Below are 22,598 nucleotides of genomic sequence, written 5' to 3'. Positions count from 1 at the left end.
AAACGAAAAAAGCACGCCAGTCGACTGGCGTGCTTTTGAGTTCAAGATTGAGCTAGTTCAATTACAGCTTCTTAGAGAACAACGCTGCAATGGCAATGATCACTAGGCCAACCACCATGATAGCACCTTTGCCATCATCGAAGCCGCTCATGACACCTGCAATCGCTACGATAGCAATCGCTACAGGGATAACGAACTTAACTAGATTGTACCACAGACCAAATAGTGGGAATGATACCTCACCGTCGTTAGTGATCTCTTTCTCTAGGTCTTCACGGTTTAGTCTCCAGCCCGCGAAGATACAGATGAACATACCGCCAACCGCTAGGAAGATCTTATCAGTCAGTAGGTCGAAGATGTCGAACGCACCCGTGTCGAATAGTGTTGGACCTACACCACCTAGTGATAGTGACGCGAACACACATAGGAACGCCATTACCGCTGACGCTGATACTACCGCTGTTGAGCGTTTTAGACCCTTCTCATCGATTAGGTAAGAAACCACAACCTCAAGTAGAGACACTGAAGAGGTCAGTGCAGCAACACTTAGGCCAACAAAGAACAGTAGCGCAAGCAATAGACCAACGATGCCACCCATTTCAGCAAATAGCTGAGGGACAACCACGAAGACTAGACCTGGGCCTGCAGCAGGCTCCATACCGAAGGCAAACATGGCAGGGAACATTGCAACACCTGCTAGGATAGCAACACCAGTATCCATCGCAGTAACCATTGCGGTGTTTTGTACTAGGTTTTCTTTCTTCTTCAGGTAAGAGCCGTAAGTGATCATCGCACCCATACCAAGGCTGAGTGAGAAGAACGCTTGGCCAAGCGCCGCTAGAACAACGTTGCTGTCAACTTTTGAGAAGTCAGGGTTGAATAGGAATTTCAGACCTTCACTTGAGCCTGGTAGTGTCAGACCTTTCACCGAAACGATGATCAATACGAAGAATAGCAGTGGCATCAGAACTTTACCTGCTTTCTCGATACCGCCAGAAATACCACGGATAACGATCAGAATGTTCAGGAATAGGTAAACAGCCATCCACATTAGTGGTTGAATTGGGTTTGAGATAAAGCCACCAAAGCTATCACCAATTGCCTCTGGTGCACTTAGTAGACCGCTCGCGATCTTATACACGTAAGCAATGGCCCAGCCGCCAACAACCGGGTAGAAACCCATGATCAATAGGCCGCTAAGCACACCCATGATACCGACGAAACTCCAACGACGGTCAGTCGACTTAAATGCGCCCACAGCCGAAAGACCCGTCTTACGACCGATCGCGAACTCAGTCAGCATCACACTGAAACCGATGACGATTACGAAGAATAGATAGATGGCAACAAATGCACCACCACCGCTTTCGCCGGCGGTGTAAGGAAACTTCCAGATGTTACCAAGACCAACAGCTGATCCTGCTGCTGCCATAATAAAGCCTAATCGTGAGCCCCAGGCGTCACGTGGCTTTGCGTTTGTATTGTTCACCACTAGTTCTCCAAAATTTAGTGTTCTTGCAATCAAAGAGCGCCTAAAAATAGTGTGTAATTTTGTGTACACAGCAAGAAAAAGAGTTATTCGCGCTTCTTATTGACTAAGTAAACCAGCTTGTGGCTTGTCAATAAACCTTTTTTTGACCTTTTTCGCACTTTTCTTTGTTTTTTGCTGTCAACTGCGGTTTTTTTAAACATAAAAAGTGTTTCTTAACGCATTTTTTACTTTTTAATTGAAAAAAATACACACAAAGAGGCCAGTGCTGGTCGAAATAAATTTACTCATTTTGACTCGACATAAATAGTTACACCTCAGGGAAAGAGGGAAAGTAAAGGCTAAAAAATAGGCATTTTTGGCGTGATTATCAGCCTCTGGATGTTACCCAGCATCAAATTTGGCAACAAAGTGTGCCTATCAAGCCTGAAAGGAAATGCTAGAAATTGCTGAGGCGACTGGTGTTTTTGTAGTGCCTAGTGCTGCGAATTGAATGTTTTGCAGTGATATGTGTTGGTTAAATCTCTTATTGCCAACTCATGCACTGCCTAATGTGTATTATGTAACTTATACTACTGATGCGATAAGCAAGGCCATCTATTACCACTAAAGTTGTACACATATATGTACACTTTTATTGACCTTTACGGTTCTCTCTGCTGCCCGACACTTTGGACTCAACTCTCCCCCTCAATTCAACGTGGTGAAGTTAGACGATAACTATTTAAATTCAACATCTACGCATGAATATTCCATCAGTGGCATTTTTGTACAACTTTCGCACAGTGATAAGTGTGAACATTAGCGTATTTTAATCATGCATTTGCGCTAAATGTTTATTCAGGATAACGTAATTGCAACATGTAGCTGAGTGATTACTTTATAAATGTTAATGTTATTATAAAAAATAACTTGATTTTTTTTTGAAATGTACTAAACAATAATAAAAGAGCAATGATTATATAAATCAATAACTTATAATGATAAATCTCATTGGTCTTACCTTCTGCGGTAAGCCTAAAAGTGTTTTGACTTGTAAATCGAATTGTATTCTAATTGTAACATTGCTTGGGTAACTTGAATTTGTAGTTTGTTATTGGTTTTTTGAAAGTGTGCTTGAATGATTATCCATCGGTTAGGCTGTACTTTGGACTACCAAGGAGTTGGGCAAGCACACACTTTGCTGTGTAGAAATGGAGTTCAATTATGACGAAAATCGCTTTGATCACCGGATCAAAAGGGGGCATCGGCTCAGCTATTTCAACCAAGTTGGTTGAGGATGGCTTCCGAGTTATCGCTGCATACTTTACGGGTAATCACGAATGTGCCCTTGAGTGGTTCAATGAGCGAGGCTTTACCGAGGAGCAAGTACGCTTGTTCGAGCTTGACGTAACAAACACCCAAGAGTGTTCTGAGCGTCTGGCTAAGCTTCTCGAAGAGGAAGGTACGATTGACGTCATCGTGAACAACGCAGGTATTACTCGTGATGGTCAATTCAAGAAAATGACGGCAGATGCTTGGTTCTCAGTTATTGAAACCAACCTCAACAGCTGTTTCAACGTCACTCAACCTCTGTTCGCCGCGATGTGCGAAAAAGGTGGTGGTCGCGTGGTCAACATCTCATCTGTGAATGGCCTTAAAGGTCAGTTCGGTCAAACTAACTACTCTGCAGCGAAAGCGGGCATGATTGGTTTCACTAAAGCTTTAGCATTTGAAGGTGCGCGCTCTGGCGTAACGGCAAACGTTGTCGCACCAGGCTACACTGGCACGCCAATGGTTGAGCAAATGAAACCTGAAGTACTCGACGCTATCAAATCAACGATTCCTATGCAGCGCCTAGCGACTCCTGAAGAGATCGCTGAGTCTGTGAGCTTCTTAGTCAGTGACGCTGGTGCCTATATCACAGGGGAAACACTCTCTGTGAACGGCGGCTTGTACATGAACTAAGGAGAAAGTAGTAATGGAAAAGGTATTTGTAGTTGCGGCAAAACGTACGCCGTTAGGTAGCTTCTGTGGTTCTCTTAAAGATCAATCAGCAGGCAAATTAGGTGCAGTAGCGATTAAAGGTGCGCTTGAGGCATCGGGTCTGGCTGGCGATCAGGTTGATGAAGTGATTGTCGGTAACGTTGTGGGCGCAGGTCAGGGAATGAGTGTTGGTCGTCAGGCTGCAGTGTTCGCCGGCGTCCCTGAGAGTGTACCTGCTTACACCCTCAACATGGTGTGTGGTAGTGGCATGAAAACAGTCATGGATGCAGTTTCTCACATCCGTGCTGGTGATGCTCGAGTTGTTATCGCTGCTGGCGTTGAAGTCATGTCGCAAATTCCTTTTGCACTTCCTGGTTCAATTCGTACCGGCGCAAGAATGGGTGATGTTGCGGCCAAGGATCTGCTAGTAAGCGATGGTCTAACGGATGTTTTCAACCAGTACCACATGGGCGTGACTGCTGAAAATGTTGCCAAAAAATACGAGTTAACTCGTGAGCAGCAAGACAGCTATGCATTGGCAAGCCAACAAAAAGCCGTTGCAGCAATCGAAGCGGGCAAATTCAGCGATGAGATTGTACCGGTCGAGGTTAAGCAGCGTCGCGAAACGGTGGTTTTCGATACGGATGAGTATCCAAAAGCGAACGCAACGCTTGAAGGCTTGGCGAAACTGCGTCCGGCATTTGATCGCGAAGGTACCGTCACTGCAGGTAATGCATCCGGCATCAACGATGGTGCGAGTGCCATTATCCTTGCCTCTGAAAGTGCGGTTGCAGAGTACGGTTTAACGCCGCTTGCTGAAGTTGCCTCATACGCGCAATCTGGTCTTGATCCAAAAATCATGGGTTTAGGTCCAGTTGAGTCTGTGACCAAGGCACTGGCTAAAGCTGAGCTGTCTATCGATGACGTTGATGTTTTCGAACTTAACGAAGCATTTGCAGCACAGGCACTTGGCGTTATTCACGGTCTGGCTGATGAGCACAAAGTGTCAGTTGACAGCATCAAAGATAAAGCGAATTTCAATGGCGGCGCAATTGCGCTCGGCCACCCGCTTGGTGCATCGGGTAACCGCATCTTAGTTACTTTGATCCACGAGCTTAAGAAACAGAACGGTCAATTTGGCGTGGCTTCTCTCTGCGTAGGCGGTGGAATGGGCACGGCTGTGATTGTAAAAGCAGTGTAGTAAAAAACGGATAAATCAAAACCTCGTAAAGGAGAATTACCATGTATACAGATCTATTTAAGACTTTCACAGATCAAACTGAAAAAACGCTAGAACCTTACTTCAAGTTCAACCAGCTAATGACTAAGAACGTTGAAGTAGTGACTGAGCTTCAGCTAAATGCAGTACGTGCATACAGCGATCTGGGTCTAGAGCAAATGAAAGCTGCAGCAAACGTGAAAGACGTTGCTTCTCTGACTGCATTCAGCAGCCAACAGCTTACAACGCTAACTAAGTTCTCTCAGCAACTGATGGATGACAGCGCTAAGCTGCAATCTATCGCGAAAGAATTTAAAGAAGACGTAGAAAAACTAACTTCTGAAAATCTTAAGACAGTAACGCCTGCTTAAGTTGTTCATCCTGTGCCGCCGTCCAGGCAGTGCTGGTTGTATTGACCATTAAGTTGCTTTCAGTTTATGAGAGCAGAGAGTGGGGGCAACCCCACTCTGAATCGTTTGTAACGACAGGTTAATGAGGTCACACAATCTATTGCATATGACTGTTTTGAGGCGGACTTTTATCCGAACATAGGAGTTATAACATGTTTCCACATCTCCTTTCGGACTACCTTGTGAAGCTTCAAGAAACCAATCAGCAGTGGTGGGAAGACTTTGAACAAAACAAGGCAGCCGTACAATCACCGCTAAATAAAGCGCTGCAACAAGTGAACTTCGAGGACTCGACTAAGCTCTTCGAACAAGCGGTTAATCAGCCAGCGTCAATGCTTCAGCTTCAGTCAGAGTGGTGGGAACAACAACTGCAGATCTGGCAAAATGTTGTTCTAGGGAATGGAACTGAAGTAGTCCAAGCTGAGAGAGGCGACAAGCGTTTCTCAGATCCTTCATGGCAAAACGAAGCCATGTTTAATTTCATCAAGCAGTCGTATCTACTGTTTAGCAAAACGTACCTTGATACCATCGAGTCGATTGAAGGCTTAGATGAAAAATCAAAAGAGCGTATTGCCTTTTTCTCACGCCAAGCGATCAACGCGCTATCACCCTCGAACTTCATTGCAACCAACCCAGAGCTGCTCAAGCTTACACTGGAATCAAATGGTGAAAACCTGATTTCTGGTATGAATCAGTTGCAAGAAGACCTCGAGTCCAGTGCCGACGTGTTGAAAGTACGCATGACCAATAACAACGCATTCCGTGTTGGTGAAGATGTTGCGGTTACCGAAGGCGATGTGGTGTTTAAAAATGAGTTGTTCGAACTGATCCAATACCGTCCGTTAACTGAGCAGGTTAACTCGACGCCGTTGCTGATCGTTCCTCCTTTCATCAACAAATACTACATTCTTGACCTAACAGCACGTAACTCTTTGGTTAAGTGGCTACTTGAGCAAGGGCATAGTGTGTTCTTGATGTCATGGCGCAACCCGGGTAAAGAGCAAGCTCAGGTTGAGTTTGGCGATTACGTCACGGAAGGTGTTGCCAAAGCGGTGACTGCAATTGAAGACATTACCGGTCAAGAGCAGATCAATGCTGCGGGCTATTGTATAGGTGGTACTGTACTGGCGACAACGATTGCGTACTACGCTGCTAAGCGTATGAAAAAGCGCATTAAGTCAGCAACATTCTTCACCACCTTACTCGACTTCTCACAACCTGGTGAAGTAGGTGCCTACATCAATGATCCGGTTGTCACGGCCGTTGAGGCTCAAAACAACGCCAGAGGATACATGGATGGTCGCTCAATCAGTGTGACGTTCAGCTTGCTACGTGAAAACAGCCTGTACTGGAATTACTACGTTGATAACTACCTCAAAGGTGGCGCTCCAGTCGACTTCGATTTGTTGTATTGGAACAGCGACAGTACCAACGTTTCTGCCGCGACACACAACTTCTTGTTGCGTGAGCTTTACCTAGAGAACAAGTTGGTGCAAGACAAGGGTGTCAAGGTTGGTGGTGTGTGGATCGATCTGAATAAGATTAAGATCCCGACTTACTTTATCTCGACTAAAGACGACCACATTGCTCTCTGGCAAGGGACTTACCGCGGTGCACTAAACACCGGTGGTAATAAGACCTTCGTTTTGGGTGAATCAGGTCACATCGCAGGTATCGTCAACCATCCGGCGAAGAACAAATACGGTTTCTACGTCAATGACAACCTCGATGATTCTGCCGATGAGTGGTTCAGTAATGCCGACCGTAAAGAGGGGTCATGGTGGCCTCACTGGGATAACTGGCTGAAGCAGTTCAACGCAGAAGAAAAAGTCGCTCCATTCAAAGTGGGCTCAGAGAACTTCCCAGTTCTAGGCAATGCACCTGGCGATTACGTCAAGCAAACCCTCCCGATCGTTGAGTAATGCGATTTAATTTACCGAAAGTGAAAAAGTGGCGAAAGCCACTTTTTTTTTTACGCGCTGATCTAGGTTCGAGGAGCTGGTTACACTTCGTTCCGAGGAGCGAGGAATTTGACGCGTGCGTTGACCTCCTCGAACCCCGAAGGGCAGCGCCCGTACCCGAGCCTCGTTACTGTGTTTAGGTTCGAGGAGCGGGTTTCACTTCGTTCCGAGGAGCGAGGAGTCAGCCGCGCGCGTTGAACTCCTCGGACCCCGGAGGGCAACGCCCGTACTCGCTCCTCGCAGGGCAAAGCCCGTCCTTAAATTTCTTTGTCTTTGCCCAGTGATAGTACCCAAAGTGAAACGGCTGCTACGCCGGCAAAGCCAGCCAGGATAATAAATGGCATTGCACTGTAGCCGAGGATATGCCAGATAACGGATTCAAGTGTACTCAAAGTTTGTCTCCTTATTGCCAGCCTTCAACCCCTTCCATATCTGGAAGGCGATGAGAGATGCCTTTGTGGCAGTCAACACAGGTTTTTTCACCTGAGGCCAGTGCGGTAGAGTGCTGTGAGGCACCGCGACTACCCTGCTCAGAAAAGTCCATAAAATCAAACTCATGGCAGTTACGGCACTCTAATGAGTCATTCTTTTGCAGTCGAGCCCATTCCCGCTCGGCCAGGTAACCGCGGCGAGCTTGGAACTTCTCAGGTGTGTCGATGGTCTTTAGCACAAAGTGGGCGTACAGCTCTTTAGAAGCCTGAACCTTACGCACAATTTTGTCCGTCCACTCATGGGGCACATGGCAGTCGGAGCAGATTGCGCGCACGCCTGAGCGGTTAGAGTAGTGAATGGTCTCTTGGATCTCTGCCACGATTGGGGCATGACAACCAGAACAAAACTCCTCGGTATTGGTTGCTTCCATGCCAGTATTGAACGCGCCCCAGAACAGAAGACCGCCAGCAAAACCAAGGAACAACACAACACCTGCTGCCGCCTTACTTGGGCTTGCTAACCTCTTCCAAAACGCTTTAAGTATTTTCATAATTTGCCTCTCTCGTTGTCGCTAGTCACGACTAACGTAGTGATTCCACTCGCTCGAAATCGTTGTCGACCAAAGGTTTGGCTTGAACCTGAGGTACATGACACTGCAAACAGAAATAGCGACGAGGTGACATATCTGCGAGCACCGCTTCTTGGCGATTCACGTAGTGGGTCACACTGATCTTGGTGGCGCCCATCGCTGGCGCATTTTTCCAGCTATGGCAAGATAGACATTTGTTTGCATTGAGTGAAACTTCATAGTTACGAATAGTATGAGGAACCAGTGGTGGCTGAAACACATAGTCACTCTCAAGTGCTTGCTCCTTTGGATAGTCCTTGAAACCGTCAGCCGGACGCGTTTCTTCAAGTCGCGTGTCACCACGCAATGAGCTGAGACCACCGACACCGCCAGGGTTGTCGAGTTCGGCGTACGCAATGCCAGTCGCCGCAGCACAAACAGAAAATAGTGCGATAATGAATTTTTTCATTTTTCTATCTCCGCCCGAAGGCTCATATGGTCGGCGCGCCACGAGAGCGTGACCGCCGAGCAGGGATGCACTAGGCTACCTTAGTCACTTTAACCGGACATTTTTTGTAGTCGGTTTGTTTCGACAGTGGATCGGTAGCATCGAGGATCAACTTGTTGATCAGAATGCGTGCATCAAAGAATGGGACAAACACCAAGCCTTGTGGTGGACGATTTCTTCCTCGCGTTTCGACTCGAACTCGAACCTCACCACGTGGGTTGGAGATCACCACCTCATCGCCGCGACGCAAATCCCTCGCTTTGGCATCGTCTGGGTGCATGTAGCAGACTGCATCTGCAACAGCGCGGTACAGTTCTGGTACGCGACGGGTCATGGTACCGGTATGCCAGTGCTCCAATACACGACCAGTACACAGCCACATATCGAACTCATCATTGGGCTCTTCTGGTGGCGCCTCGTAAGGGGCTGAGATAATACGTGCCTTGCCATCTTCATGGCCATAGAAATCCCAGCCTGAGCCCTCTTTAGCATAAGGGTCATAGCCTTCTTTAAAGCGCCATAATGTCTCTTCGCCATCAACGACTGGCCAGCGCAAACCACGTACTTGGTGGTAGACCTCATAGTCGGCCAAGTCGTGGGCTTTACCACGGCCGAACTGAGCGTACTCTTCGAAGATGCCTTTTTGCACGTAATAGCCAAAGTGGTGGGCGTCGTCGTTGAGCTCACGGGCTTGCTCTATCGGGAACGCATCAATCTGGCCATTTGCGAACAGCATGTCGTACATGGTTTTGTCGCGATATTCAGGAGCCTTGGCGAGTAACTCTTCCGGCCATACCTCCTCCATTTTGAAGCGTTTTGAGAACTCCATCAGTTGCCACAGGTCAGACTTAGCTTCACCCACTGTCTCTACTTGTTGATACCAGGCTTGAGTGCGGCGCTCTGCATTACCGTAGGCGCCTTCTTTCTCAATCCACATTGCGGTTGGCAGAATCAAGTCGGCCGCTTGCGCGGTGGCAGTCGGATAAGCATCCGACACAACAATAAAGTTTTCCGGATTACGATAGCCCGGAAGCCGCTCAGTATTGATGTTTGGTCCCGCTTGCATGTTGTTATTGCACTGCACCCAGTAGGCGTTGAGCTGGCCATCTTTGAGCATGCGGTCTTGCAGCACCGCGTGGAAGCCTGGTTTAGGCGGAATGGTGCCTTCAGGGAGCTTCCAGATCTTCTCGGCTTTCTCACGGTGTTTAGGGTTGGCGACCACCATATCGGCGGGAAGGCGGTGCGCAAAGGTTCCGACCTCACGAGCCGTACCACAGGCAGAGGGTTGTCCTGTGAGTGAGAACGGGCTGTTGCCTGGAGTAGAGATCTTACCGGTGAGAAGGTGGATATTGTAAATCAGGCTATTCATCCAAACCCCTCGGGTATGCTGATTCACCCCCATGGTCCAGAGGGACATCACCTTGGTATCTGGGTCGGCATATTGCTTGGCGAGTTCGACAAGCTTTTCTTTTTCTACCCCAGAGATCTCATGGGCGCGCTCGAGCGTATAGGGTGCTACCGACTCTTTATACTCCTCAAAGGAAATCATGCTGATATCACCCGAATTAGGATTCGCCGCCGCCTTTTGCAGAGGATCATCATCGCGGAGTCCATATCCAATATCAGTAGTTGCTTGGGTAAAATTGGTGTGTTTGTTGACAAAATCCCAATTAACCGCATCATTTTCAATGATGTAATTGGCAATATAGTTGGCGATGGCCAAATCCGATTGGGGTTTGAAAATATAGCCTGTGTCAGCCAGCTCGAAGGAGCGGTGATAATAGGTGGAGAGGACGTTAACACGTACATGAGGGTAGCTCAGGCGTCGGTCAGTGATGCGGGTCCATAAAACCGGGTGCATCTCGGCCATGTTTGAGCCCCAGAGGACGAAGGCGTCTGCGTGTTCGAAATCATCGTAACAGCCCATCGGCTCATCAATACCAAATGAACGCATAAAGCCCACTACGGCCGATGCCATGCAATGGCGAGCGTTCGGGTCGATGTTATTAGAGCGAAAGCCTGCCTTCATTAGCTTGGAGGCAGCATAACCCTCCATGACTGTCCATTGACCGGAGCCAAACATGCCCACACTGGTTGGCCCTTTGTTAGCGAGCGCGGCCTTCCACTTCTCGGCCATGGTATCGAGAGCCACATCCCAAGACACCTCGGTAAATTCTCCGTCTTTGTTATACTGACCGTCCTTCATGCGTAACAAGGGTTTGGTCAAACGGTCGGTACCGTACATAATTTTGGAGAGAAAGTAGCCTTTTACGCAGTTTAAGCCCTTGTTGACTGGGGACTCAGGGTCACCCTGAGTCGCGACCACCTTGCCATTTTGTGTGCCTACCAGAACTGAGCAGCCGGTACCACAAAAGCGGCAGGGTGCCTTGTCCCAAGTGATTTTAGTTTGTTCGGAGCTGGCAATCAGATTGGTCGCACTCGCCGGCAAGGTAATACCGGCAACGGCGGCGGCTGATGCAGCTGCGTTTGCCTTAACAAACGCACGTCGTGTCATTTTCATGCTTCACCCTCGATTTGGGAATGCTCGATTCCAGTGTCTTCGTTCGGCTGTTCTGCTCTGTCAGTGTCAATTTGGCCGTCAGCGTCAATTTGGTGATAGACCAACACTGTACTCAATACATTGGGTAGATGGCTGATGGTATCGATCGTCTCGGTGATAAAACCTTGGCTGTCGGTTTCTAGCACCACCACGATTTTGCCAGCAGGGCTGTCGCCGTAGACCTCAGCACCATCAAGCTCTTCAATCTGTGCCTTGACAACGGCCAAGTGAAGAGGCTCACAATGCACGACAAGGCTGGAGATATGCACTTCATTTAATTGCATGGATTCATCCATTTGTTGTTTTAATTGCTCACAGTTATCGCATTGCTCGGGCAGCTGGCAACACACGCACCACAGCCGTTACATTGCTCTAGATTGAGTATCGGTTGGGCGACACGACCAATCTGGGGCTTAAATTGAATCGCCATCGGCTCGCACATATCGCTGCAACTACGACACTCGATATTCTTTTTGGCCAAACATCCCTCATTAATCCTGGCCTTAATCTCCCATGGACTGTCATGTCGTGGTTTGAACAGTGTCTCCTCGCACGCCTCAGCGCAGTGGTAACAAAATACACATTCGCCCTTACTGAAGTCGACGCTGGGAAAGCCGCCATCGCCTTTGACGATGATCTGAGTTTCACAGGCGCTGATACACTGGCCACATTGCGTACAGTCTTTGTAGAGAGATTGCAGGGAGGTAAGCCAAGGAAGCTGGTGTGAGACGGAGGGAGAAGTCCGACTCCGCAATAAGGCCCGCTTGGATAAATCGACCACGCACATCTCCCGTTAGATTGTTGCATTAATGTTAAAAGTATAGTCAAGCTCCGCCAGAAGCATTCACAATTCAACACATAAAGTGTAGGTTTGGTCATGTTTGGTTAAATACCTACTAAGAGGTAATTGGTAATTGAGGTTGTTTTAGATCAATAATTGCTCAGGAGAGAGATCACAAATGAGTAAACTGAGTACCTAAATGAATGTTGTACAAGTAATAAAAGGACGCTTAAGGCAAATATCCGCCCAAGATAAATCGGTGACCAAGAACATCGTTTACGCGATGGTGGTGATTGTGCTGTTGTCGCTTGGAACAACGACGTTTGCGATCTATAACTTATCCTCTAGCCTCAATGACGCTGAGGCGGTTAACGTCTCTGGTTCAATGCGAATGCAGAGCTATCGGTTGGCGCATGATATACAGATAAACTCCACCGATTTTACTTTCCACATTGAGCAGTTTGAGCAGTCAATAAACTCCACCTCTATGCGGGCTCTGGATGATTGGCGGGTGCCGAAGCACATCTCGAACGACTATTTTCAGTTAGTAATGCGCTGGCAAGAGCTTAAGCAAGTCCTTGAGGGAGAGGCTCCCCAGCAATACTTGCCGTTAGTCGCGAGCTTTGTTGCCCAAATTGATGATTTTGTACTTAAGCTTCAACTTCACTCGGAGCGCAAATTGTCCAATCTTACGGTGATCGGCGGGCTAGGTCTGGGTGGGATCTTGCTATCCAGTATCTACGTGGTTGTGTACATTCGCCGCGAGGTCGTTTCCCCCCTAGCGGCGCTGGTCACGGCCAGTAAGCAGGTTCAAAATCGCAGCTTTGATGTGAAATTGGAGCAAAACCGCCGGACAGAGATCGGTGAGTTAAGCCGCACCTTCTCTAATATGGCGTTTGAGCTCGGCAAACTGTATCGTGGTTTGGAGCAGGTGGTCGATGAGAAAACGCATGAACTGCAAGGGGCCAACCACTCATTGCAGGTGTTGTACCGCTCATCGCAAGAGCTGGCCGGTGCGCGGATTAACATTGACAACTTTCAAGCCATTTTGCGCCATATCGTCAGCATCGAATCGATAGAGCAGGTTCAGCTCGATATTGATGATGTGGATGATAATCATATCTCGCTTGTCGAGGGATCTCAGGTGAATGGAGATAAAATTGCTCCTGAATCGGTGATTTATCGAGACCTAGTCATTGATGGCGAACATCTGGGAGCGCTGCATTTTTACTGTCAACAGACCCATCCGGAAGCGAGCTTGATCGATAACTTTACTCAGATCCTATCGCGTGCCATTTTCTATAATCGTGCTCAGCGTCAAGCGGAGCAATTGCTCCTTGCTGAAGAGCGAGCAACCATCGCCCGTGAACTACATGATTCGCTGGCACAATCTTTGTCTTACCTAAAAATACAGATGACACTACTCAAGCGGCATATGGCTGAGGACTCAAGCAACAAACCGCTTAGTATCACGATTTCAGAGTTAGATTCTGGCATTTCAGAGGCTTATACCCAACTTCGCGAGCTATTGACGACTTTTCGACTTACAATTAAACAGGGTGATTTTGGTGTGGCGTTACGCGAGATGTTAGCGCAGCTCAATGAGCAATCCGACACCGAGGTTACGCTGGAAAATGGTTTGTCTTCTGTTGAGTTGGATGCCCATCAGCAAGTGCACTTGCTACAGTTGATACGAGAGGCGACGATCAACGCCATGAAGCACGCTAGAGCCACTAAGATTGCGGTGCGCTGTATTGAAGATCATGGTGATGTGTGCGTCACGATCAATGACGATGGCATTGGGTTTGATAGCAGTGAAGATAAGCTCAATCATTATGGTATGAGTATCATGCGCGAGCGAGCTGACCGCCTGCATGGTCGCTTGACAGTGCAATCTCGACAAATGAGGGGCACTGAGGTGAGCTTGGTATTTTCTTTGGTATAGGGAGATGAAGGTGACAGTAAACAGAGTACTGCTGGTGGACGATCACCCTTTGATGCGCAGAGGGATCAATCAACTGCTTAGCTTCGAAAGTGATTTTGAGGTGGTGGCAGAGGCCAGTAATGGAGCGGATGCCGTTGCCCAGGCAAACCTAACCAGCCCAGATCTTATTCTACTCGACCTCAATATGAAGGGCATGTCGGGTTTAGATACCCTCAAGGCTTTGCGTGCGGATAATATTGATGCAACGGTGGTGATCCTAACCGTGTCAGACAGTCCCTCAGATATCGATTGGCTGGTAAAAGCGGGCGCGGACGGTTATCTACTCAAAGATACCGAGCCCGATGAGATGGTGCGATTGATCCGTGAGTCGCTCAATGGTCAGCCAGCGTACAGTGAGGTGGTGGCTGAATATCTGCGCAACCGTGGCCAGACTCAAGATAACTTTGATCAATTGACCGAACGAGAGATGCAGATTTTGCAGGAGGTCGCGCAAGGGTTTCGCAATAAACAGATTGCTGACCGGCTGTTTATCTCAGAGTCCACGGTGAAGGTGCACATGAAAAGCTTGCTCAAAAAGCTCCAAGTAGCCTCTCGAACGGCAGCGACGATTTTGTATCTTGAGCGCTATGGTGAGATTAAAAGCTAGCGCTCCCACTCAATGACCGCATAGAGCTGGACATATTTGCGCACTAATGCCTCACTATCCACGCGTTTGAGAGGGTGGGCTATCTTGAGGTAGTGGGGCGTCATTGCAAAGTGATGCTCGAAGGTTTGGCGCAACTGCGAGTCACACTCGTACAAGCTGATCCCCTGAGACTGATAGGCACCAATCTCATCAGGTAGCATCCCCATCCACCAGTGGATCAGTTCTCGACTACTTTGGCTGCGTGTCAGCCAGTGATCTGCCACCACCATTAACAAGTCATTGGGCTGGATAGCATAGCCAAACTCGCTACGCCACTGTACGATATCGTGGATCAGCTTATCGCGGTAGATACCACTGGCGTTGACCATATGTTGGGTGATCACCCAGACGCTGCCAAGCTCACAACTGACCCGGTAGTGGTGGGGTAGATCGCGCTTGGGCAACAATTCTAAGGGCACCACCTCGCTAACGTGGCCAAATTCGTTAAGCGTCCTTACTAAGCGACGGGTAAAGGCCAACCCCATATGGTGCTCCGTCATTCCTTTATTGTGGATCGCAGGGTAGTTGCGCTCACATAGCTTCAAACAGTCGTGCTGAAACTGATTAATACTTTGAACCAAAATATCCGATAGCAAGGCGTTGGGTGCTCCATGTTACACGAGACTGTTTCTATCTGGCCCTATTTCTGCGAGGCCCTTTCCTGAGAGAAGTTGTCGAGCTGAATATACAATTGCTTGGGTATCAAACCATAGCATAGGTATAGACCTAAATTTATGACATACAAATAGTTTTGCTCTGTTGTTCAAATATTTTGAATGATTTCATCAAATCTCGCTACTTTTCTAAACCCAGTTGATCACAAATACTGTTTGTATGGATTTTGCTCACATCCATCGATGACTATCGCTGGTTGGAGAGGTATTTACGGATTAGCTATGAAAGCAGTAACGCAATACAACCTAGTTTCTAGACTGTTGCACTGGGTCAGTGCGATCGTTTTTATCGGCATGTTCGCGGTCGGATTATGGATGGTGGACTTGAGTTATTACAGTGAGTGGTACCGCACAGCCCCTCATTGGCACAAGTCAATCGGTGTACTGATTGTCACCTTGACCCTGATTCGTTTTCTCTGGAACCGACTCCTACCGACGCCTGAAATTGACGGCAGTCCTTTGATCAAAACTGCAGCCCACCTTGGTCACCTTGCGCTCTATGGCCTAGTCTTGGTTATTGGCACCTCGGGGTATTTGATCTCTACAGAGGATGGCCGAGGCATAGAGGTATTTAATTGGTTTAAAGTCCCCGGTATTGGTAAGTTGTTCGAAGGGCAGGCTGACTTGGCTGGAGAGATCCATTTTTATGCGGCTTGGGCACTAATCATCATGGCGAGTGGTCATGCACTGGCTGCGATCAAACATCATGTGATAGATAAAGACAATACCTTACGCAAAATGATAGGAGGCGCAAAATGAATAAATTGGGAATCATTGCCGGATTGGCAGCAGCATTGGCGTTGCCAATGGCGGTGAGCGCGGCGGATTATGTCATTGATACCAAAGGTGCACATGCATCGGTTAACTTCAAGGTCAGCCATCTCGGTTATAGCTTTATTAAGGGCCGTTTTAACAGTTTTGAGGGTGACTTCTCTTATGACCCTGAGGATGTTGGCGCATCTAAAGTCAACGTAGTGGTAGATACACGCAGCCTCGATTCGAACCACGCCGAGCGTGATAAGCATATCCGCAGTGGCGATTTTATCGACGCCTCAAAATACTCAAGCGCCACCTTTACCAGCACAAGCGTCACTGACAAAGGCGATGGTATGCTGGACATCAGCGGTGATCTCACTTTACACGGTGTGACCAAACCTATCGTGATCAATGCCGAGTTTATCGGTGCAGGCACAGACCCGTGGGGCGGCGAACGCGCCGGTTTCCTAGGCACAACGCGACTCGAGCTGGAGGACTTTAATATCCCGGTCATGGGCACATCCAGCTACGTAGACATGGAGCTGCACGTCGAAGGCATCAAGAAGTAACCTTCGTCTTAAGTACCCATCGCCTCTCGCAGCAAAGCGATCTCGACTCTCGCCTCTTTCCCGTAGGGAAAAAAAAGGTGGCCATAAAGGCCACCTTTTGATCTTATTTCCCAAGAATAATCTTAAAAATGTTTCTCTCTAGCGCTAAAAGGCTCGGCTAGATAGTTGAGTTGCTTGGTACAAAGCTTGGCGTGCCTGAAAGAGGCATTGCCTGTGGCTTGTCCAAAGCACCCATTTTATAAATGCGACACAGCTCAGCCACAACGCGTTTTCTGGTTAAGATACCGATAAAGACCCCATTTTCCAGTACAGGCAGTGTGCTTGGCTTGCTCACATGCATGACTTGCGCACGCTGATACTCTGGCAAAGCGACAGTCGGTGCGGCAATATCCAAATCTTCGTTTGAATACAGCTGGGTTTTATCGACACACAGATACTCGATCACATCCACCAGGTGATCGCTTGCGTTGACCGCTACCACATTCCGACTCATTACGTCGGCGACTTTGGTGTCCTTACTTGGCAGGTAATCATGACACCAATAATCCACCATCACATCATGCAGTGACAGGAAACCCTCCAAGCGGCCATTAACATCACAAACTGGCGCACCTGGTACTTGGCTATCCAACATCATATCGACGGCTTCTGGCAAAAGCGTATCTGCATTCAATGTCAGTGGACTGGTTTCGGTAAGGCTTCTGACGACAACATCAGAGGGTTTGGTTGCCGTAGGCGCCGTCGCGATAGTTATTGTTCCCACGGAACTTGTATTTGCTTTTAACTGTGGTCGGCGATAGATAGACCAGTTAGCCAGTCCAACTAATACCGAACCACCAAAAATATTACCCAGCGTGACTGGCAGCAAGTTGGCCAACAAAAACGTCGAGACGGTTAAGTCACTGTATTGTTGCGGGTCAACGGCGACCATCTGCCAGAAGCTCTCAGGTGCGAAGCTATGAATTGCGATTCCAAGTGGAACCATAAACATATTCGCCACCGAGTGTTCGAATCCACTGGAAACAAACATTGCCACCGGCAGGATCATCAGCAGGGCTTTTGTTAAGGCATTGGCTGAGCTAAACGTCATCCAGATGGCTAGGCATACCAACAGATTACAAAGCACACCCAAAGCAAAAGCCTGAACTGGTGTATGGTGAATTTTATGCTGAGCGATATTCAGTGCGTTTAAGCCCCATTGACCATCGTGCAAAAGGAGCAGTCCTCCTGCAGAGATCATCAAGAGCATAAACATGGCTCCGACAAAATTACCGATGTATACCTTTGCCCACAGCGAGAGCATTTTCTTCAGAGTGATTTGTCGATTTGCCCAAGAGATACTGGACAGTACTGAACTGGTAAACAGCTCACCACCACACAAAACGATCAAAATCAGCCCCATGCTAAAGACTAAACCACCAGTCAGGCGACTGATGCCCCAACCTGCTGCGGCGCTTCCTGTTGTCACTGTAATATAGAAGACAAACGCAAGCCCGATAAACGCACCGGCCATCACCGCAAGGCTCAGCGTCATACTGCTGGTCTTTTTGGCTTTGCTCAGTGCAAACTTTTCGGCTTCCGCCATCATTTCTGCAGGTGAGAAAAGGAGATTGTTGCTGGAATCGTGATTATTCATAACTTACCCAAGCGATACATCTTTATTTAATCGGTAAACCGATGCTGTTTTTGGCCTCTTGCCACAACAACACCACAACTATATCAAGCCGCGCTATGATAAGTAAAATTGATTAAATTTAAAAGCTGTATCACATTTTCTTATATGTAATATTTGTTTCCACCTGACAGGACTAGAAGTCCGTCCACTTTAGTTGCGGTGAGGCAAGGCTAAGACGATGAAAAAAGAACTCTGATAAAGGTTATCAGTATTTTCGCAGATTTCATTTGCACCAAATGTGATTAATATCATGTGGTTATGACTTTGGTGACACTTGATGACCATTCTGGTTAACAGGTGTAATTGCACGGTTCAAAAAAGTTGATGGGTCACTTAAGGTACGTTGGCCGCCAATTTAGGACAGGTGTTGCTGTCAACATTCAGATGTTGTTAGTCCTGGGTATTATCTTTCGCGTCAAGTATTACCATTGGCCATCGTCACGACCCGTTTGAGTGTCCAACGTAGGAGGAGGGGGATACAGTCTGCACCGCGATGCTCGCAGTGACCGACGATCGCTAGGGCGAGATCGGGCTTAGCTTTCTTTTTGAGTACCTTGTGCACCACTTTTTTAGCCGGAATAGGATGGTCTGGCGGGATTTTTACCATCTCGCGGAAAAACGGCTCAAAGCCATTTTGATAAAGAAAGTGTTCGATATCTCGCTCTGGTAACTCGGTTAATCGGTGTCGCTCTTGCTCATCACCGAGCATGGCCCTGACGGCAGCGGCGTACTTCTTCCCGGCTTGGTCACCGTCGGTGACGACATGCCAGTCAATGTCGAGCGCCTTGGCAACTTTGATCAGAGATTTAAGGCCGGATTGAGCAAACTCAATAATCTGCACGCCCTCCGCTGCAAGGTTGTAGCCACAGATATTGGCGATTTCATTAAATAGCCAAACCTCCGTTTCCCCCTCGACCAACAGCCAGCAGCGCGCAAACATGGCACCGGAGCGATGAAAGCGAATATGAAAACCAATTCGCCGAAGTTCGTCTTGACTTAAGTGTCTATCCTTGACGCAGCGCGCGACGGTGCGATCAGATTGACGCACCAAGCGCCGGATTGAGAACAGCGAGACTTGGCGCAGTAGCTCAGCGCTGTTAGTGGTGAGGATTTTTTGCATTGGTAACAGCCGAAGTAGGCCCCATGCCCTAGCCAAATGGGTCGGATGCAGGCGGCCTTCTGGGTCTTCGATCAGCAAAATTGGGCGAGCGCAGCGTCTGAGGTTACTGGGCCCTTTCGCTTGCAGGTAAGCGTTAAGCAGGCCGAGCATTAAGAGGCGGGTTTGCTTACTGCTTGATTCACCGATACTTTGTGCCAAAGTCTGGTCATGCGTGGTGGCGTGGAACAGCCCATCACGTTTTTGACGCGGATTATGATTTGCCTTCGCCTTGAAAGAGAAGTAGTGTTCAACAAGTTCATTCATTGTGTTGAGACTGCTTTTTATCTCGCCTTTGTTGACATGCCCCGGGGTGGCAAGCAAGCGTCGATAGGTGTTTTGGATACGCTTTTCGGCTCGGGTATTGATATCCTGGCCATTGGCATAGTCGGTATAGCGGCGTGAGTCGCGCAGACGGATCACGGGATGCAGCGACATCAACTCTTGAGCGAGCTTTTCGCTGTGGTGCAGTTTCAGTGGCAGGCCATTCGCATCGAGAAAGGCGTAGTGAGTCGTGATATCATAGCCATTGCGTGTGGCACTGAGGCGATAATAGATGCGACGTTTACCGTCATCATCGAGTGTCCAAATCGGCTTTATTTTGCGATATCGCCCTGCACGCACTTCGAGTTCATCGCTAGCAATGAAAGATAAGATAATCTGCAGGTGCTGTGTTTGTGGATGCGCGATGGCGTAATCGACATGGAAATCGGTCATTTCGAACTCATACAACTCCCCTGACGTGGGCAACGCGATGCAAAGTGCATCCAAAAGGGATGACTTGCCCCAAGTATTTTCACCGATAAGGGTGGTGAGTTCATCAAACTGCAAGGAAAGGCGGCGAATACCGCGAAAACCAGAAATCTCAATCCTGTCTAGCTGCATCTTGTCTCCTTAGTGAGAGACTCTGTGTTTCTAGAGTATAGCAGGTAGAAAAAAATCACTGGCAGTTCCCTCACAAAAACAAAGACTTGTAAATAATTCGTTAAAACAAGCTATTGCGGTTAATTAATCTGTCATCTGCCTTGCGCTAGGATAACGATAAGTACAAACAAGAGAAAATTCTATGAGCGAGAAGCGCCATAAGGCCGTCAGAATGACGGTTGCCCACATTAATGATACCCACTCTTACTTTGAGCCCACCTCGTTGCAGTTGCACCTAACCGAGCTTGACCCCATTGTTGAGCCTTACGTCAGTGCAGGGGGCTTTGCTCGGGTCGCCACGCGTAGCAAGCAACTCCGTGCCCAAGCTGCACGTGATAATCGTGGCTTTGCTTTTTTACACGCTGGTGACTGTTTCCAAGGTACCCTGTATTTCTCCCTATTTAAGGGGCGAGCCAACGCCGCGATGCTTAACGCACTGGATTTAGATGCTATGGCTTTGGGAAATCACGAGCTCGACCTTGGTAACGAGCCCGTGGCAGATTTTGCCCAGCGAATCCAGTTTCCACTCCTAGCAGGCAACTGGGATCTGTCGAATGAGGCAGCGCACAAGCGTAACAAGATTAGCAGTAATCAAAATGTCTATGCCTACCACAATGAGCAGCAAGTGGCGCGCTGGGTGGTTCAGCAGGTCGATGGAGAGCCGGTGGCCATCTTTGGTCTGTCGCTAGACAAAATGACCGATATTGCCAACCCAGATCCAGATACCCCGTTTATAAACTCTCTCGACGTGGCGCTGCGCACGGTGAAGGCTATTCGCGCCAGTGGTGTGAACAAGATTATTTTGCTCAGCCATCTTGGCTATGAGCAAGACAAAGCGCTTGCTGAGCAGGTGGAAGGGATTGGCCTGATTGTCGGTGGTCACAGTCATCGCCTGCAAGGCGATTTTTCATCGCTGGGGTTTGCCGCTGATGAGAGTTATGGCCAGTTGGTTAATGGCTGTTATGTCGTGCAAGCGGGTTATCATGCGTTATCCATCGGCCATTGTCATATCGACTTTGATCGTGATGGCAAGGTGGTTCGATTTGAGGGTCAAAATGAGCTGCTGTTTGGCCGTCGAGTGTTTCTCGATGCCAGTCTAAATCAGCCGCGCAGTGATGCGCAGTATCAAGCGGCGTGTGAATGGATTCGCCAGCACCCAAATGTCGTGGTGTGTAAGAAAGATCCCGAGGTGCAGGGTTTACTGCGTGACAACTATATGCCTTGCGTTAAGCAACTCGCAGAGCAAGTCGTCACTGTCCTCGAAAGGCCACTTCGCCATGTTCGCATTCCTGACGAGCAGGGCGCTAGTGAGGTAGCGCCGCTTGTCACGGACTCGTTTTTGTTCGCAATGAGAAATCGAGGCCACGATATCCAGTTTGCACTGCATAATGCTGGTGGGGTGCGTAACTCACTCCATGCCGGTGAGATCTCGGTTGCCGATATTGCCGGAAAATTATTGCCATTTGCCGTGCCGATTGGTGTTTATCGTCTCTCGGGAGAGGCACTTCGCCTGACACTCGAAGGGGCAATCAATAATGCGCTCAATAATGGAGTCGAGGGCACGGGCTCAGGTTCATACCCTTACACCAGTCGTCTGCGCTTTGATTATCAGCCGGATAACCCACCGGGCGAGCGCATTGAACACCTGCAGGTCTGCGATGACCAGGGACTTTGGCAAGACGTTGATCCAGAGGCGATCTATTGTGGTACCTCATCGGCTTATACCATGAAGGGTAAAGAGGGTTATGACGCGATACTGAACCAGCTCCCAGGTTCAATAGTGACTACCGTCTCGATGGCCGATTGTTTCGTCGAATACCTGCAAGCGCGACCAGAAAGCCAAGCAATATCACAAAAAGCGGTCATTTGAACGAGATGTAATCATTTTGGCGTGTAATTTGCTAAACATTGTAACTAATTGACAACATTGGGGAAGGTTCCCCAATCACAGAGAATGAGGTTAACAATGTCGCGCAAAGGATGGTTCGATGCTGCTGTGGTGATGATATGGGTTGGGGCTTGGGGGGCTTTGGCTTATTGGCTCCCTTTGTAAAAAAGGTTCGAGGGGCGGGGAGCGAGTGCGGGCTTTGCCCTACGAGGGGAGAGCGCTTTTATGACGGGGCTCACCAGAAGCTGACTAAGTGGTGAAAGCTGAGCATTAATTGTTAGGCTTGACAGCCTATCAACCCATTGACACGATTTTGCTCGAACCTCGAACCTCGAACCTCGAACCTCGAACCTCGAACCTCGAACCTCGAACCTCGAACCTCGAACCTCGAACCTCGAACCTCGAACCTCGAACCTCGAACCTCGAACCTCGA

At 48.5% G+C, this 22,598-nt stretch carries 19 protein-coding genes; 9 read left to right on the top strand and 10 right to left on the bottom strand.

Annotated features, from left to right (window positions below; all coding sequences use genetic code 11):
- Window positions 1-61 precede the first annotated feature (61 nt).
- Entirely contained in the window at window positions 62-1,432 is a 1,371-nt protein-coding gene (locus ACSTTG_RS21315) for a sodium-dependent transporter (protein ID WP_438461059.1), read from the bottom strand.
- 1,263 nt (window positions 1,433-2,695) lie between these two features.
- On the opposite strand from ACSTTG_RS21315, the gene ACSTTG_RS21310 reads away from it, so the two are divergent.
- The 4 genes from ACSTTG_RS21310 (at window position 2,696) to phaC (ending at window position 7,005) form a co-directional block, all read left to right on the top strand.
- Window positions 2,696-3,436 (top strand): SDR family oxidoreductase, encoded by a 741-nt coding sequence (locus ACSTTG_RS21310; RefSeq protein ID WP_438461036.1) that lies wholly within the window; start codon window positions 2,696-2,698, stop codon window positions 3,434-3,436.
- 13 nt (window positions 3,437-3,449) lie between these two features.
- Entirely contained in the window at window positions 3,450-4,655 is a 1,206-nt protein-coding gene (locus ACSTTG_RS21305) for an acetyl-CoA C-acetyltransferase (protein ID WP_438461037.1), read from the top strand.
- Between the two features lie 41 nt (window positions 4,656-4,696).
- Window positions 4,697-5,044, top strand: coding sequence for a phasin family protein (locus ACSTTG_RS21300; protein WP_438461038.1), 348 nt, complete (start codon window positions 4,697-4,699; stop codon window positions 5,042-5,044).
- 191 nt (window positions 5,045-5,235) lie between these two features.
- Window positions 5,236-7,005 carry a class I poly(R)-hydroxyalkanoic acid synthase gene (gene phaC / locus ACSTTG_RS21295; protein ID WP_438476207.1) on the top strand — a complete coding sequence of 590 codons (1,770 nt, stop codon included), beginning with the start codon at window positions 5,236-5,238 and terminating at the stop codon, window positions 7,003-7,005.
- 296 nt (window positions 7,006-7,301) lie between these two features.
- Here phaC and ACSTTG_RS21290 read toward each other — a convergent pair whose 3' ends face one another.
- The 6 genes from ACSTTG_RS21290 to napF all read right to left on the bottom strand — a co-directional run bounded on the left by ACSTTG_RS21290 (window position 7,302) and on the right by napF (window position 11,893).
- Window positions 7,302-7,436, bottom strand: a complete 135-nt coding sequence (locus ACSTTG_RS21290) for a TIGR02808 family protein (RefSeq protein WP_438476206.1) — start codon at window positions 7,434-7,436, stop codon at window positions 7,302-7,304.
- An 11-nt stretch (window positions 7,437-7,447) separates the two neighbouring features.
- Window positions 7,448-8,026, bottom strand: a complete 579-nt coding sequence (locus ACSTTG_RS21285) for a NapC/NirT family cytochrome c (RefSeq protein ID WP_438461041.1) — start codon at window positions 8,024-8,026, stop codon at window positions 7,448-7,450.
- 31 nt (window positions 8,027-8,057) lie between these two features.
- Entirely contained in the window at window positions 8,058-8,513 is a 456-nt protein-coding gene (locus ACSTTG_RS21280; protein WP_438461042.1) for a nitrate reductase cytochrome c-type subunit, read from the bottom strand.
- A 70-nt stretch (window positions 8,514-8,583) separates the two neighbouring features.
- On the bottom strand, window positions 8,584-11,073 hold the full coding sequence (napA, locus tag ACSTTG_RS21275) for a periplasmic nitrate reductase subunit alpha (protein WP_438476205.1): 2,490 nt from the start codon (window positions 11,071-11,073) through the stop codon (window positions 8,584-8,586).
- Window positions 11,070-11,396, bottom strand: coding sequence for a chaperone NapD (locus tag ACSTTG_RS21270; RefSeq protein WP_438461044.1), 327 nt, complete (start codon window positions 11,394-11,396; stop codon window positions 11,070-11,072). Before ACSTTG_RS21270 ends, napA begins: the two co-directional genes overlap by 4 nt.
- Before the next feature lie 20 nt (window positions 11,397-11,416).
- Window positions 11,417-11,893, bottom strand: coding sequence for a ferredoxin-type protein NapF (gene napF / locus ACSTTG_RS21265; protein WP_438461045.1), 477 nt, complete (start codon window positions 11,891-11,893; stop codon window positions 11,417-11,419).
- Between the two features lie 199 nt (window positions 11,894-12,092).
- Here napF and narQ point away from each other — a divergent pair, with 199 nt between their 5' ends.
- The gene (narQ, locus tag ACSTTG_RS21260; protein WP_438476204.1) at window positions 12,093-13,838 is read left to right on the top strand and encodes a nitrate/nitrite two-component system sensor histidine kinase NarQ; all 1,746 of its coding nucleotides are present in this window, start codon (window positions 12,093-12,095) and stop codon (window positions 13,836-13,838) included.
- Between the two features lie 10 nt (window positions 13,839-13,848).
- A complete protein-coding gene (locus ACSTTG_RS21255; RefSeq protein ID WP_438461047.1) occupies window positions 13,849-14,484 on the top strand; it encodes a response regulator in 636 nt (211 codons plus the stop codon).
- Here ACSTTG_RS21255 and ACSTTG_RS21250 read toward each other — a convergent pair.
- Complete coding sequence (locus ACSTTG_RS21250) at window positions 14,481-15,119, bottom strand: hypothetical protein (RefSeq protein ID WP_438476203.1); 639 nt, start codon at window positions 15,117-15,119, stop codon at window positions 14,481-14,483. The genes ACSTTG_RS21255 and ACSTTG_RS21250 overlap by 4 nt on opposite strands.
- Before the next feature lie 300 nt (window positions 15,120-15,419).
- On the opposite strand from ACSTTG_RS21250, the gene ACSTTG_RS21245 reads away from it, so the two are divergent.
- A complete protein-coding gene (locus ACSTTG_RS21245; RefSeq protein ID WP_438476201.1) occupies window positions 15,420-15,956 on the top strand; it encodes a cytochrome b in 537 nt (178 codons plus the stop codon).
- Window positions 15,953-16,522, top strand: coding sequence for a YceI family protein (locus ACSTTG_RS21240; protein WP_438476200.1), 570 nt, complete (start codon window positions 15,953-15,955; stop codon window positions 16,520-16,522). Before ACSTTG_RS21245 ends, ACSTTG_RS21240 begins: the two co-directional genes overlap by 4 nt.
- A 157-nt stretch (window positions 16,523-16,679) precedes the next feature.
- Here the strand turns inward: ACSTTG_RS21240 and focA are convergent, their stop codons facing one another.
- A complete protein-coding gene (focA, locus tag ACSTTG_RS21235; protein WP_438461051.1) occupies window positions 16,680-18,158 on the bottom strand; it encodes a formate transporter FocA in 1,479 nt (492 codons plus the stop codon).
- A 454-nt stretch (window positions 18,159-18,612) separates the two neighbouring features.
- A complete protein-coding gene (locus tag ACSTTG_RS21230) occupies window positions 18,613-20,238 on the bottom strand; it encodes a DUF2813 domain-containing protein (RefSeq protein WP_438461052.1) in 1,626 nt (541 codons plus the stop codon).
- 181 nt (window positions 20,239-20,419) lie between these two features.
- Here ACSTTG_RS21230 and ACSTTG_RS21225 point away from each other — a divergent pair, with 181 nt between their 5' ends.
- Window positions 20,420-22,147: a bifunctional metallophosphatase/5'-nucleotidase gene (locus ACSTTG_RS21225; protein ID WP_438476198.1), complete on the top strand. Its 1,728-nt coding sequence runs from the start codon at window positions 20,420-20,422 to the stop codon at window positions 22,145-22,147.
- Window positions 22,148-22,598 lie beyond the last annotated feature (451 nt).

The sequence above is a fragment of the Vibrio glycogenivorans genome, assembly GCF_051660965.1.
Lineage (GTDB): Bacteria > Pseudomonadota > Gammaproteobacteria > Enterobacterales > Vibrionaceae > Vibrio.
Note: the sequence above shows the minus strand (reverse complement) of the source record. Positions and strands in the feature narration are given on the sequence as shown.

What these genes read in the sequence shown, in the direction of transcription:
- ACSTTG_RS21315 (WP_438461059.1), bottom strand. Translation starts at nt 1,432, where the DNA reads ATGGCAGCAGCAGGATCAGCTGTTGGTCTTGGTAACATCTGGAAGTTT.
- ACSTTG_RS21310 (WP_438461036.1), top strand. Translation starts at nt 2,696, where the DNA reads ATGACGAAAATCGCTTTGATCACCGGATCAAAAGGGGGCATCGGCTCA.
- ACSTTG_RS21305 (WP_438461037.1), top strand. Translation starts at nt 3,450, where the DNA reads ATGGAAAAGGTATTTGTAGTTGCGGCAAAACGTACGCCGTTAGGTAGC.
- ACSTTG_RS21300 (WP_438461038.1), top strand. Translation starts at nt 4,697, where the DNA reads ATGTATACAGATCTATTTAAGACTTTCACAGATCAAACTGAAAAAACG.
- phaC (WP_438476207.1), top strand. Translation starts at nt 5,236, where the DNA reads ATGTTTCCACATCTCCTTTCGGACTACCTTGTGAAGCTTCAAGAAACC.
- ACSTTG_RS21285 (WP_438461041.1), bottom strand. Translation starts at nt 8,026, where the DNA reads ATGAAAATACTTAAAGCGTTTTGGAAGAGGTTAGCAAGCCCAAGTAAG.
- ACSTTG_RS21280 (WP_438461042.1), bottom strand. Translation starts at nt 8,513, where the DNA reads ATGAAAAAATTCATTATCGCACTATTTTCTGTTTGTGCTGCGGCGACT.
- napA (WP_438476205.1), bottom strand. Translation starts at nt 11,073, where the DNA reads ATGAAAATGACACGACGTGCGTTTGTTAAGGCAAACGCAGCTGCATCA.
- ACSTTG_RS21270 (WP_438461044.1), bottom strand. Translation starts at nt 11,396, where the DNA reads ATGCAATTAAATGAAGTGCATATCTCCAGCCTTGTCGTGCATTGTGAG.
- narQ (WP_438476204.1), top strand. Translation starts at nt 12,093, where the DNA reads ATGAATGTTGTACAAGTAATAAAAGGACGCTTAAGGCAAATATCCGCC.
- ACSTTG_RS21245 (WP_438476201.1), top strand. Translation starts at nt 15,420, where the DNA reads ATGAAAGCAGTAACGCAATACAACCTAGTTTCTAGACTGTTGCACTGG.
- ACSTTG_RS21240 (WP_438476200.1), top strand. Translation starts at nt 15,953, where the DNA reads ATGAATAAATTGGGAATCATTGCCGGATTGGCAGCAGCATTGGCGTTG.
- focA (WP_438461051.1), bottom strand. Translation starts at nt 18,158, where the DNA reads ATGAATAATCACGATTCCAGCAACAATCTCCTTTTCTCACCTGCAGAA.
- ACSTTG_RS21230 (WP_438461052.1), bottom strand. Translation starts at nt 20,238, where the DNA reads ATGCAGCTAGACAGGATTGAGATTTCTGGTTTTCGCGGTATTCGCCGC.
- ACSTTG_RS21225 (WP_438476198.1), top strand. Translation starts at nt 20,420, where the DNA reads ATGAGCGAGAAGCGCCATAAGGCCGTCAGAATGACGGTTGCCCACATT.